11 protein-coding genes are annotated in these 12,856 nt (G+C 62.7%); 4 read left to right on the plus strand and 7 right to left on the minus strand.

Annotated features, from left to right (window positions below; translation table 11 throughout):
- Positions 1-28 precede the first annotated feature (28 nt).
- The 4 genes from glpX to HB630_RS25435 all read right to left on the minus strand — a co-directional run bounded on the left by glpX (position 29) and on the right by HB630_RS25435 (position 4,239).
- Complete coding sequence (gene glpX, locus HB630_RS25420; protein WP_213775454.1) at positions 29-1,030, minus strand: class II fructose-bisphosphatase; 1,002 nt, start codon at positions 1,028-1,030, stop codon at positions 29-31.
- An 82-nt stretch (positions 1,031-1,112) separates the two neighbouring features.
- Positions 1,113-2,432, minus strand: coding sequence for a homoserine dehydrogenase (locus HB630_RS25425; protein WP_213775455.1), 1,320 nt, complete (start codon positions 2,430-2,432; stop codon positions 1,113-1,115).
- 66 nt (positions 2,433-2,498) lie between these two features.
- Entirely contained in the window at positions 2,499-3,719 is a 1,221-nt protein-coding gene (locus HB630_RS25430; RefSeq protein ID WP_213775456.1) for an LL-diaminopimelate aminotransferase, read from the minus strand.
- A gap of 196 nt (positions 3,720-3,915) precedes the next feature.
- Positions 3,916-4,239: a hypothetical protein gene (locus HB630_RS25435; protein WP_213775457.1), complete on the minus strand. Its 324-nt coding sequence runs from the start codon at positions 4,237-4,239 to the stop codon at positions 3,916-3,918.
- Between the two features lie 265 nt (positions 4,240-4,504).
- Here HB630_RS25435 and phaC point away from each other — a divergent pair, with 265 nt between their 5' ends.
- Complete coding sequence (gene phaC, locus HB630_RS25440) at positions 4,505-6,310, plus strand: class I poly(R)-hydroxyalkanoic acid synthase (protein ID WP_213775458.1); 1,806 nt, start codon at positions 4,505-4,507, stop codon at positions 6,308-6,310.
- Positions 6,311-6,388: 78 nt separating this feature from the next.
- On the plus strand, positions 6,389-6,787 hold the full coding sequence (locus tag HB630_RS25445; protein ID WP_213775459.1) for an MAPEG family protein: 399 nt from the start codon (positions 6,389-6,391) through the stop codon (positions 6,785-6,787).
- A gap of 141 nt (positions 6,788-6,928) precedes the next feature.
- Here HB630_RS25445 and argC read toward each other — a convergent pair whose 3' ends face one another.
- From argC to HB630_RS25460, 3 genes are all read right to left on the minus strand, one after another.
- Entirely contained in the window at positions 6,929-7,909 is a 981-nt protein-coding gene (gene argC, locus HB630_RS25450) for an N-acetyl-gamma-glutamyl-phosphate reductase (protein ID WP_213775460.1), read from the minus strand.
- Complete coding sequence (locus HB630_RS25455; RefSeq protein ID WP_213775461.1) at positions 7,906-8,574, minus strand: FMN-binding negative transcriptional regulator; 669 nt, start codon at positions 8,572-8,574, stop codon at positions 7,906-7,908. Before HB630_RS25455 ends, argC begins: the two co-directional genes overlap by 4 nt.
- A gap of 270 nt (positions 8,575-8,844) precedes the next feature.
- Positions 8,845-9,375 (minus strand): DedA family protein, encoded by a 531-nt coding sequence (locus HB630_RS25460; RefSeq protein ID WP_213775462.1) that lies wholly within the window; start codon positions 9,373-9,375, stop codon positions 8,845-8,847.
- Positions 9,376-9,750: 375 nt separating this feature from the next.
- Between HB630_RS25460 and parE the strand changes: the two genes are divergently transcribed.
- Together parE and HB630_RS25470 are read left to right on the plus strand one after the other, a co-directional pair.
- Positions 9,751-11,808, plus strand: a complete 2,058-nt coding sequence (gene parE / locus HB630_RS25465; RefSeq protein ID WP_213775463.1) for a DNA topoisomerase IV subunit B — start codon at positions 9,751-9,753, stop codon at positions 11,806-11,808.
- A gap of 221 nt (positions 11,809-12,029) precedes the next feature.
- The gene (locus HB630_RS25470; protein ID WP_213775464.1) at positions 12,030-12,824 is read left to right on the plus strand and encodes a porin family protein; all 795 of its coding nucleotides are present in this window, start codon (positions 12,030-12,032) and stop codon (positions 12,822-12,824) included.
- Positions 12,825-12,856 lie beyond the last annotated feature (32 nt).

The following is a 12,856-nucleotide window of genomic DNA, read 5'->3' on the forward strand; positions in this document are numbered from 1 at the left end:
ACGCGTCGCCCCGGAATGACACCGAGATTTAATCCAGATGAAACTTCTCGACCTGCCGGTGTTCGGCCTTGATGTAGCGCACCGTGCCGGTGACCGAGCGCATCACCACCGTCTCGGTCTGGATCACGCCGTCTTTGCGGAACTTGACGCCCGACAGCAGCGAACCGGTGGTGACGCCGGTCGCGGCAAAAAGGCAATCGCCCTTCGCCATATCCTCAATGCCGTAGATCATCTTCGGATCGTTGACGCCCATCTTGGCGGCGCGCTCGCGTTTTTCCTCGGTGTCGAGGATGAGGCGGCATTGCATCTGGCCGCCGATGCAGCGCAGCGCCGCCGCAGCCAGCACGCCTTCCGGCGCACCGCCGGTGCCGATATACATGTCGACGCCGGTGTCGTCGGGGGTTGCGGTGTGAATGACGCCGGCGACGTCGCCATCGGTGATCAGCTGCACCGCGGCGCCGGTGCTGCGCACCCCCTGAATGATGTCGGCGTGGCGCGGGCGATCCAGAACCAGCACCGTGATGGCCGAAGCGTCAACGCCCTTGGCCTTGGCCAGCCGCCTGACGTTATCGGCCGGCGAGGCGTCGAGTTCGACCACGCCCTTGGCATAGCCGGGGCCGACCGCGATCTTCTGCATGTAGACGTCGGGCGCGTGCAGCAGCGTGCCGCCATCGGCCATCGCCATGGTCGCGATCGAACCCGGCATGTTCTTGGCGCACAGCGTGGTGCCCTCGAGCGGATCGACCGCGATATCGACCTTCGGGCCGGCATTGATACCGACCTTCTCGCCGATGAACAGCATCGGCGCCTCGTCGCGCTCGCCCTCGCCGATGACCACCGTGCCCTCGATCGGCAGCTTGTTGAGTTCGCGGCGCATCGCGTCGACCGCGGCCTGGTCGGCCGCTTTCTCGTTGCCGTGGCCGCGCAGCCGCGCCGCCGACACCGCGGCACGTTCGGTCACACGCACGATCTCAAGGGTGAGAATGCGCTCGAGCAGCAATTGCGGCGGAACAGAAATATGGGTCGACATCGGTTTACTCCCTCGAAACCTGACAGCCGATCGTTCGGCCTGCACATCTTAAGCTTCAACGCATCGTCCGGAGGACCACGCGCTAGTTCTTCTCAATCCGTATCACCTGCGGCCGGCCGCTGATCACCTTGTCGCGCTGCACCGCCTGCAACGCGCGATAGACGGCATCCTCGCTGGTCGCATAGGTAATCAAAATGACCGGCACCGGAGAGGATTTTCCGTTCAGGGCGGCCGTGTCAACGCCGTTTGCATGGCGCTGCACAATCGATTCAATGGAAATCTTCTGTTCCGCAAGCCGGGTCGCGATGGTCGCAGCGGTGCCTGCCAGATCCCGCGCCATCAGGCGGATATAATAGCCACCTTCATGGCGCTCCATCGGCGCCTTGCTGGTCGCACGCAACTGCGCCACCGGCCGCCCGAACGGCTTGGCGCGGATGCCGCGCGCGACGTCGGCGATATCGGCGACGACGGCCGACGCCGTCGCGGCCCCGCCCGCGCCGGGCCCGACCAGCGTGATCGGAGCGATCCCCTCGCCGTCGATGGTCACGGCGTTGGTGACGCCCATGACCTGCGCGATCGAGGATGATTTCGGCACCATGGTCGGATGCACGCGCTGTTCGATGCCCTTGGCCGTTTTTACCGCCACACCAAGAAGCTTGACGCGGTAGCCGAGTTCCTCCGCGGCGCGAAGGTCCTCCGGCGCGATCGAGGAAATCCCCTCGACATACACTGCCTTCTCGGCAATCTCGGTGCCGAACGCCAGGCTAGCCAGGATCGCCAGCTTCTGCGCCGTGTCATGGCCGTCGACGTCGAACGACGGATTGGCCTCGGCATAACCGAGGCGCTGGGCATCCTTCAGGCATTCGGCGAACGACAACCGCTCCTGCTCCATCCGGGTCAGGATGTAATTGCAGGTGCCGTTGAGGATGCCGTAGACCCGCTGCACGGAGGTGCCGGCGAGGCCCTCGCGCAAGGTCTTGATGACGGGAATGGCGGCGCCGACCGCGGCCTCGAAGTTCAGCGCACCGCCATGCAGCTCGGCCAGTTTCGCCAGCCGCAGCCCATGCTTGGCGATCAGCGCCTTGTTGGCGGTCACCACGGATTTGCCGGATTTCAGCGCGGCCTCGATCGCCGACAGTGCAGGCTCACCCGCGCCGCCCATCAATTCGACGAAGCAGTCGATCCTGGCATCATTCGCCAGTTCCAGCGGATCCCGCGCCCAACTGATACCGCGTAAATCGATCCCGCGTTTTTTTGCCTTGGAGCGCGCAGTGACGCCGACCACGCGGATGTCACGCCCGGTGCGCGCCGACAGGATCCGGCCCTGCTGCTCGATGAGGCGGACGACTTCGGATCCAACCGTGCCGAGCCCCGCAATACCCACGTTCAGGGGTGCGACCATAACGAGAAAAACCTGCCGGAGAGATTGTGACCAGTCCCGATCGGGTGGCGAAAACCGCGATCAGGCCTAGCGCCGGTTGGCGAGAGGAACCACGTTGTGCAACGTTTCAATGCCGCTTTCAAGGAAGCGGCGCACCCCGCGCGCGGCCTGGCGGATGCGTTGCTCGTTTTCCACCATGGCAATGCGGACATAGCCCTCGCCGTGCTCGCCGAAGCCGACGCCCGGCGATACCGCCACCCCGGATTTCTCGACCAGCAGGGTCGCGAACTGCATGCTGCCGACCTCGCGGAACGCTTCGGGCAGCGGCGCCCAGGCGAACATCGAGGCGGAAGGCGGCGGAATTTCCCACCCCGCACGCCCGAACGATTCCACCAGAACGTCACGGCGTTTGCGGTAGGTGTCGCGCATCTCGCGGATGCAATCGTCTGGACCGTTGAGCGCCGCGGTCGCGGCCACCTGTATCGGCGTGAACGCGCCATAGTCGAGATAGGATTTGACCCGCGCCAGCGCCGCGATGATGCGCTCGTTGCCGACGGCAAATCCCATGCGCCAGCCCGCCATCGAATAGGTCTTGGACATCGAGGTGAATTCCACGGTCACGTCGATCGCGCCGGGAACCTGCAAGACCGACGGCGGCGGATTGTTGTCGTCGAAATAGACTTCCGCGTAGGCGAGGTCGGAGAGAATGAAGATCTCGTGCTTCTTCGCGAACGCCACCAGGTCCCGGTAGAAATCGAGGTCGGCGACATTGGCGGTCGGATTGGACGGATAGCAAACGACGATCGCGATCGGCTTCGGGATCGAATGGATGATCGCGCGCTCGACCGCCTCGAAGAACTGCGGCGTCGGGTCCGACGGCACAGAGCGGATCACGCCGCCGGCCATCAGGAATCCGAAGGCATGAATCGGATAGCTCGGGTTGGGGCACAACACCACGTCGCCCGGCGCCGTGATCGCTTGCGCGACATTGGCAAAACCTTCCTTGGAGCCCAGCGTGGCGACGATCTGGGTTTCGGGGTTGAGCCTGACGCCGAAACGCCTGGCGTAATAGCCCGCCTGAGCCTTGCGCAGGCCGGTGATGCCGCGCGAGGCGGAATAGCGGTCGGTCCTGGGCTTACCCAGCGTTTCCTTCAGCTTTTCGATGACATGCTGCGGCGTCGACATATCCGGATTGCCCATGCCGAGATCGATGATATCGGCGCCAGCATTGCGCGCGGCCGCCTTGGCGCGGTTGACCTGTTCGAACACGTAAGGCGGCAGACGGCGTATGCGGTAAAACTCTTCCATGGCTCCTGGCTCCGGCAACCGGTAAGGGCGCAATCACAAATTTGGCAACGAATCGGAATGCGCTTTCGTCCAGAAATTCACGCTAGATCAGAGACTTAACGTGAATAAAGGCGCGAAATTGGTGTCTTCGCCCCGATTTGCGGTTGAACTGGATTCTTTTACCACGGATACCCGGTTATGCCAGTGCAGCTTCGGATTACTTCGAGGCCGGCCCCTGATTCTGGCTCTCGTTTTGGCCTTGACCCTGCTCCTTGGTGGTCGATGCCTGACGATCTCTGGCCGCGAGCAGTTCCTTCTTGATCTTAGCCTGCTCATCCGGCGCGATCGCCGCCTGGTCCCGATCGGGAGGCAAATCTTCCACCGGCAGGTAAGCCCCCGGCTCCTTCGAACGCCCCGGCGCGCCGGCCGGCGTCCCGACCAGGGGCAGATCGGCGATCGACGTCGCACAGCCGCCGAGCGCAAGCGCCGACAGCAGCAGCGCGCCCCAGATCAACACCCTCGTGTTCCGATTTACCGACATGCGTCTCCGCCGCCTACCTTCGCCCTACGCGCATGACTTTGCAGCCAACTGACACATATTTCATCAGCGGCCGACCGCAACCTAAACGACTGTCGTCGGAAACGATTAAGGCCTGAACTATAGACTGAGCCGTTGAGGCCTCAATATGACGGAACCAAGATTCTTTGTCGCAGTGCAACACGTCCGGCACAAAGATTAACATCCGCTTTGCCGTCGGCGATCGACCGCGGTGACGAACTTCGAATGAACCTGTAGTGTTGCCGACATGAGCGACGTCACCACCCAAACCGAGCCCACGAAAAAATTCGACCCCGAAGCGTTCGCACTGAACCTTGCCCGGGCGATGGAGAGCAGCGGCCAGGCGCTCGCCGCCTACCTGAAGCCGCGCGAAAACGGCGAGCCCAAGGACAAGCCGCCGAGCGAACTCAGCGAACTCGTCAAGACCTTCACCGCCGTCGCGGAATACTGGATGTCGGACAAAACGCGGGCGACCGAGGTGCAGATGAAGATGGGCAAAGCCTATCTCGATCTGTGGGCCTCGTCGGCGCGGCGTCTTGTTGGCGAACCGGCTGAGCCGGCGGCCGAGCCCTCGCCGCGCGATCGGCGCTTCAAGGATCCCGAATGGAAATCGAACCAGTTTTTCGATTTCCTGCTGCAACTCTATCTGCTGACGACGCAGTGGGCGCAGGACCTGGTGCATAACGCCGAAGGCCTCGATCCGCACACCCGCCAGAAGGCCGAGTTCTACGTCCAGCAGATCGCCAATGCGCTGGCGCCATCGAACTTCGTGCTCACCAATCCGGAAGTGTTGCGCGAGACGCTGGCCTCCAACGGCGACAATCTGGTCCGCGGCATGAAGATGCTCGCCGAAGACGTCGAAGCCGGCCACGGCACGTTGCGGATCCGGCAATCCGATCCGGATGCGCTGTCGGTCGGCGTCAACATGGCGACCACGCCGGGCAAGGTGATCTTCCAGAACGATCTGATGCAGCTCATCCAGTACGAACCGACGACGGAAAACGTGCTGCGTACACCGCTCCTGATCGTGCCGCCGTGGATCAACAAATACTACATTCTCGATCTCAGGCCGGAAAAATCCTTCATCAAATGGTGCGTCGATCAGGGCATCACGGTGTTCGTGATTTCCTGGGTCAATCCGGACAAGCGGCTCGGGGCGAAGACCTTCGACGATTACATGAAGGAAGGCCCGCTGGCGGCGATGGATGCGATCGAGCAGGCCACCGGCGAAATGAAAGTCCACACCATGGGCTATTGCGTCGGCGGCACGCTGCTTGCGGCGACCCTGGCCTGGCTCGCCGAGAACCGCCGCGTCAAGGTGACGTCGGCGACGTTGCTGGCGGCGCAGGTCGATTTCAGCCATGCCGGAGATCTCCTGGTGTTCGTCGACGAAGACCAGATTTCGGCGCTGGAACGCGACATGCAGGCCTCGGGCGTGCTCGAAGGCAGCAAGATGGCGATGGCCTTCAACATGCTGCGCTCGAACGATCTGATCTGGTCCTATGTCGTCAGCAACTATCTGAAGGGACAGCCGCCCTCGTCGTTCGACCTGTTGCACTGGAATTCGGACGCGACGCGGATGCCAGCGGCCAATCATTCTTATTACCTGCGCAACTGCTATCTGGAGAACCGGCTTTCCACCGGCAGCATGGTGCTCGACAATACCCTGCTCGATCTGTCGAAGGTGAAGGTGCCGGTCTACAATCTGGCGACCCGCGAGGACCATATCGCGCCGGCGGAATCGGTGCTCTACGGCTCGCAATTCTTCGGCGGACCGGTGAAATACGTGATGTCGGGATCCGGGCACATCGCCGGCGTGATCAATCCGCCGGCGGCGAACAAATACCAGTTCTGGACCAACGACAGGATCAAGGACATCACGCTCGCCGACTGGATCAAGGGCGCCGAGGAACACAAGGGCTCGTGGTGGCCCGACTGGCGCGAATGGCTCGGCGGCATCGATCCGGAGGAAGTGCCCGCGCGCGCGGTCGGGACAGAAGCGCTGCCTCCGATCGAAGATGCGCCCGGCAGCTATGTCCGGGTTCGCGCGTAGCGTCACGAGCCACCTTCGAATATAATCGACGCGTCCCGCCCGGACGGGATTTGAAATCGAACTGAGGGGGAAGTGTCTATGACGCGCGAATTGTTCTGGCTGACACTGACGGTCATCTTCACGGGACTGCTTTGGATCCCTTACGTGCTCAACCGCTGTCAGGTGCGCGGCCTTGGCGGCGCGATGGCCAATCCCGCGCGTGGCGACAAACCGCTGGCCGACTGGGCCACCCGCCTGATGTTCGCGCATGACAACGCGGTCGAGAATCTGATCATCTTCGCGCCGCTGGTCCTGATCCTCAACGCGATCGACTATTCCAGCAAATGGACCGTGCTCGCCTGCGCGGTCTATTTCTGGTCCCGCGTCGCGCATCTGATCGTCTATACGCTCGGCCTGCCGGTGTTCCGCACGCTGGCCTTCGTGGTCGGATTCCTGGCGCAGGCCGTGCTGGCGCTGGCGATTTTCGGGCTGGCTTGAGAAATCAGACACTCTGCCGTCATTCCGGGGCGATGCGCAGCATCGAATCCGGAATCTCCCGCCATCGCCTCTGGATTTCGGGTTCGCGACTTCGTCGCGCCCCGGAATGACATCTCAACAGGAAATGCGGACCGTTGGACCCTACGCGTCCGCGAGTCCCAGCATCAGCCGCATGTTTTGCACCGCCGCGCCCGAGGCGCCTTTGCCGAGATTGTCGAGACGGGCGACGAGAACCGCCTGACGGTGTTTGTCGCTGGCAAACACATAGAGTTCGAGCCTGTTGGTCTCGTTGAGCGCCTCGGGCTCGATCCGCCCACTCTTCGCCGCTTCGTTATCGAGCGGCATCACCGAAACGTAGCGGCTTCCGGCATAGCGCTTCGCCAGCGCCGCGTGGAGGTCGGCTCCGCCGGGCTTACCGGGAAGCGTATCGAGCTGCAGGGGCACGGAAACCAGCATGCCCTGCCGGTAATTGCCGACCGACGGCACGAAGATGGGCCGATGCGCCAGCCGCGAATAGAGTTGCATCTCCGGCACATGCTTGTGCTCGAAGCCGAGGCCATAGAGCTCGAAGGCCGGCGCTGTGCCGTTCTCGAAGCTTGCGATCATCGACTTGCCGCCGCCCGAATAGCCGCTGACCGCATTGACGGTGACGGGATAGTCCGCAGGCAGGAGACCGGCATCGACGAGCGGTCGGAGCAGCGCAATCGCGCCGGTCGGATAGCAGCCGGGATTCGAGACCTTCCGCGCCGCCCGGATCTTGTCAGCCTGATCCGGCGCGAGTTCGGGAAAGCCATAGGCCCAGTCGCTGGCAACGCGAAATGCCGTCGACGCATCGAGAATCTTGGGGGCCGAAGCCCCCATGCTGTCGATCAGAGCGACGGTCTCTTTCGCGGCATCGTCCGGCAGGCAGAGGATCACGAGATCCACCTCCTCCATCAGCGCGCGCTTGGCTCCCGCGTCCTTGCGCTTTTCTTCCGCGATGCTCTTTTCCACGACACCGCTCTGCAGGCTGAGGCGCTCGCGAATACCGAGGCCCGTGGTGCCGGACGCGCCGTCGACAAACACGCTGGCTTTCGCGGAGGCGCCGGTGGCCGGAGAGTTACTGATATCGGCGAAGGTCATGGGACGTTCCTTTCGAACCTGTTGGTTTCGCCTGCAAAGGCCTGTGGCAGCGTTTCCCGCATCAAATCCGCAATCCGTTGCGCGCCCGCATTCGGCTGGGCACCGAGTTCAGCTGCGACAGCGGCGTAATCGGCCTCGGACTTGTGCTGATTGAGTTTGAAGCTGCCTTCGACCTCTTCGACGGTCATCACCAGTCCCACGATCGCCTTCTTCATGGCATCCAGCCGTCCCGGCGTCATCTTCCCTGAAGTCCAGGGCCTCTTCGGCAACAGCCGGTCCTCGAATTTGGCACTGAGCCTGTCGACCTGTACGCCGAGTTCATCATCCGACAACCGCCGTACCGGTCCTGTCAAATGCACGGCCTGATAAAGCCAGGTCGGCACCTGATCCGGCGACACATACCAGTCAGGCGAGACATAGGCATCCGCCCCGGTGGCGGCCAATAGCCAGGGCGAGTCCCCGCCGGCAAGCTTTACCAACGGATTATGACGGGCAACATGAAACGCCGCCAGCGGGGCACCGTTATCGGCATAGCTCAGATAAAACGGCAGCGCGGACGCGATGGGCTTGACCCCGTCCCAGGCGCAGACCGTGCCAAATCCGCGCTCTTCCGCAAAGCCAAGGCTTGCGGCGCGGTCGGCCTTGAACGAAGGGGGCGTGTACATCCGGGAACTCCTGCTGGATTGAGGAGCCGCCAGACCGAACCGCGTGATTTTTTGGGACGAAAAAGCCGCGGGATGATCCGGCGGCAGGGGCAGATGTCTTAAACGCAGACGTCCGCCCGTACCGCGAAGGTACGGCGGCGGCGAACGATCAGAATGGTCGCAGCGTTGATCATGAGCGCGGCTATAGGACCGCGCCCGTTTTGCGTCAAGCCGAAACCGCCGGGGCATCAACACCCTGCCCGCCCGGTTCGGCTTACTCCGAAACCGGCGTCAGAACACGCGCCATAGCCATTCGGCGATTTTCGCGATCACGTCGCCGAATACCAAAAGCGCCGCCGACCAGACCAGCGCGGATACGAAGTTGGCGATTTGAAACGGCCAATAGGGCATTTCGAATATCCCGGCGGCGAGCGGCACGGAGGCGCGCAACGGACCGAAAAATCGCCCGATGAAGATGCTCGGCACGCCCCAGTTTCTGACAAAGGCTTCGCCACGCGGCAGGATTTCCGGGTATCGCGACAGCGGCCACATCCGCGCGACCCGTTCCTTGTATGTGAAGCCGAACCAGTAGGAGAGCCAATCGCCGAGCGCGGCGCCGAGCCCGCCGGCGATCCAGACCGGCCAGAAGCTGATGCCGCTGGCGCCGATCAGCGCGCCGATCGCCACCAGCGCTCCCCAGGCCGGGATCAGCAGCGAAATGAAGGCGAGCGATTCACCGAACGCCAGCAGCAGCACGATCGGAGCGGCCCAGGCCGAATGATCACGCACGAAATCGGCGAGCGCGCGCGCAATATCTTCCATTTGCCGAAATGCCTTCCCGCCTCGGTTTGTCCGTTCGGACCTCTCTTTGGACCCTTCTTGGGGGATCCTTGATTAAGGACAGGTAAGCTGCCCGCTTCCATGACATCAAGTCACAAAGCGGGCACGCCAGGAGCCGGCGCAGGCCTGCCCCGAACCTGTCCGAGGCGTGTTGCCATGAGCGCCGCTCCCTGTTACCGGGCGTTGCGGCGATCATGTTTCGCACCTCGCAGGCCGTGGACCGGCATCTTATCTGTCCAATCAGCCAGGATGGGGCAACCGACGCCCAGCCCCCGCGGTCACTTTTTAAGCCTATCCATGGCATAGTCCGAGCAACGATTCGTCGCGTGCGATACGCGCGCCTCCACATGAAGAGCCATGTCTAAATCATTGAAACCAGCAACTAAAACAAAATCCGCAAGCGATCTTTTCGGAGCCGCCGAACCGAAGGCCAGGACGGCCGCGAAAGCCGCCCCGAAGCCTTCGAACGCCGAGGCCGCCTATACCGCCGCCGACATCGAGGTGCTCGAGGGCCTGGAGCCGGTGCGCCGGCGTCCCGGCATGTATATCGGCGGCACCGACGAAAAGGCGCTGCATCATTTGTTCGCCGAGGTCATCGACAATTCGATGGATGAGGCGCTGGCAGGCCACGCTTCGTTCATCGAGGTCGAACTGGACGCCGACGGATTCCTGACCGTCAGCGACAACGGCCGCGGCATTCCGATCGACCCGCATCCGAAATTTCCGAAGAAGTCCGCACTCGAAGTCATCATGTGTACGCTGCATTCCGGCGGCAAATTCGACTCCAAGGTCTATGAGACCTCCGGCGGCCTGCACGGCGTAGGCGTGTCGGTGGTGAACGCCCTCTCCTCGCGATTAGAGGTCGAAGTCGCGCGCAGCCAGAAGCTCTATCGGATGAGCTTCGAGCGCGGACACCCGAAGGGGAAGCTCGAAGACCTCGGCAAGGTCAACAACCGCCGCGGCACCCGGATCCGTTTCAAGCCCGACACCGACATCTTCGGCGCCAAGGCCACGTTCAAGCCGCAGCGGCTATTCAAGATGGCCCGCTCCAAGGCCTATCTGTTCGGCGGCGTCGAAATCCGCTGGCATTGCGCTCCGGAACTCCTGAAGGGCATCGAGGATGTGCCCGCCGAGGACACCTTCCATTTCGCGGGCGGCTTGAAGGATTATCTCGCCGCCGCGGTCCATGCCGATACGCTGGTGCATCCCGACATCTTCTCCGGCAAGTCCGGCCGCAACGGCGCCCATGGCGGCTGCGAATGGGCGGTGGCATGGACGGCGGATGCCGACGGCTTCCTCTCCTCCTATTGCAACACGGTGCCGACGCCGGACGGCGGCACCCATGAATCGGGCATGCGCAGCGCGCTGCTACGCGGCTTGAAGGATCATGCCGAGCGAGTCGGACAGGGCAAGCGCGCCGCCAGCGTCACCTCGGAAGACGTCATGGTGGGCGCCGGCGTCATGCTTTCGGTGTTCGTGCGCGAACCGGAATTCCAGGGCCAGACCAAGGATCGCCTCGCCACCGCCGAAGCCCAGCGCATCGTCGAGCAGGCGATCAAGGATCCGTTCGATCATTGGTTGTCGGGTAATCCGGTACAGGCCAGCAGGCTGCTCGATTTCGTGGTCGAACGCGCCGACGAACGGCTGCGCCGCCGCGCCGAAAAGGAAACCTCGCGCAAGACCGCGGTCAAGAAACTGCGTCTGCCGGGCAAGCTCGCCGACTGCACCAACACCGCGACCGAGGGCTCGGAGCTCTTCATCGTCGAGGGCGACAGCGCCGGCGGCAGCGCCAAACAGGCGCGTGACCGCAAGACGCAGGCGGTGTTGCCGTTGCGCGGCAAGATCCTCAACGTCGCCTCCGCCGGCAAGGACAAGCTGACCGCCAACGCCCAGTTGTCGGATCTCATGCAGGCGATCGGCTGCGGCATCGGTCCGCATTACCGCGAAGAGGATCTGCGCTATTCGCGCATCATCATCATGACCGACGCCGACGTGGATGGCGCCCATATCGCTTCGCTGCTGATCACATTCTTCTATCGGCAGACCCCGCGGCTGATCGATGAGGGCCACCTTTATCTCGCGGTGCCGCCGCTCTATCGCCTCACCCACGGCAGCAAGACCGTTTATGCCCGCGACGACTCCCACAAGGACGCGCTCCTGAAGAGCGAATTCAACGCCAATGCCAAGGTCGATGTCGGTCGATTCAAAGGCCTCGGCGAAATGATGCCGGCGCAATTGAAGGAAACCACCATGGACCCGGCCAAACGCGCGATGCTGCGCGTGGTGCTGTTGGCCGATGACCGGGAGGGCACCGCCGATTCGGTCGAGCGGCTGATGGGCACCAAGGCGGAGGCGCGGTTTGCCTTCATTTCGGACAAGGCGGAGTTCGCCCGCGACGACTTATTGGATGTGTGAGATTCCAATAAATTCTCATGTAATTACAAAGCGTTATATTTAACGCAACGCTGCCGGTGCAAAACTCTTGTTAGGGTCGTTTTCCGGCAGGTGTGCCCGCAGGGTAACAGCATTCCGGGCAGAACCGTTTATAACTTGGTCAACGGTTTTCGAGATTCGGTGCATCCGTATCGTTCAACACGCGGTCGGGTTCAGGCGCATCAAGGCTGAGGGTTAAAAAAATGAAGAAATTACTGCTCGCTCTGACGGCGGCGGCGGCGTTCACTGGATCGGCTTTCGCAGCGGATCTTCCGGCCCGTACCTACACCAAGGCGCCTCCCCCGGTTGCGGCTCCGGCCTGGACCGGTTTCTACGTCTTCGGCGGCGGCGGCGGCGCAGTATGGGATGCTGACACCGGCATTCAGGGGACTGCGAGCGGCGCTCCCCTCTTGGGCTTCAATCAGCGCCAGGGTGGTGACGGCTGGTTCGGCACGGTCGGTGCTGGTTACGATTGGCAGTTCGCGACGAGCTGGGTCGCCGGCATCTTCGCCGATGGCCAGTTCGGCAGCATCAAGGGAACGGTCCAGGATCAGGGGCTTGGCGGCGGCGTTGCCGGTAACTTGAAAGCCCGGGACACTTGGGCAGCGGGCGTGCGTGGCGGCTATCTGGTGGCGCCGAACGTGCTGTCCTATGTCAACGCCGGTTACACTGGCTCAGATTGGTCCGGCACGACCTTGTTCAATACCGGTTCTGCTCTTCCGGCAGGCTTCCACACCAACAGCTTCGACGGTCAGGGCTGGTTTGTGGGCGGCGGCGTGGAAAACAACTTGGACATTTTCGGCCTCTCGGCTCCTGGCTGGTTCATGAAGACCGAATATCGGGCCGCCTATTACGACAAGAAGAACATCTCGGAACTGGTTGACGGAAGCGAAGCGCTGACCGGCCGCGATGTTACCTTCCATCCGCTGGTTCAGAGCGTCAGCACCTCGCTGGTCTATCGCTTCAACTGGGGTGGCCCGGTCGTCGCCAAGTATTGATTGGCTCACGTACTGATCTGATCAAGCGCTGA

Source organism: Bradyrhizobium sp. dw_78, from assembly GCF_018449525.1.
Taxonomy (GTDB): domain Bacteria; phylum Pseudomonadota; class Alphaproteobacteria; order Rhizobiales; family Xanthobacteraceae; genus Bradyrhizobium.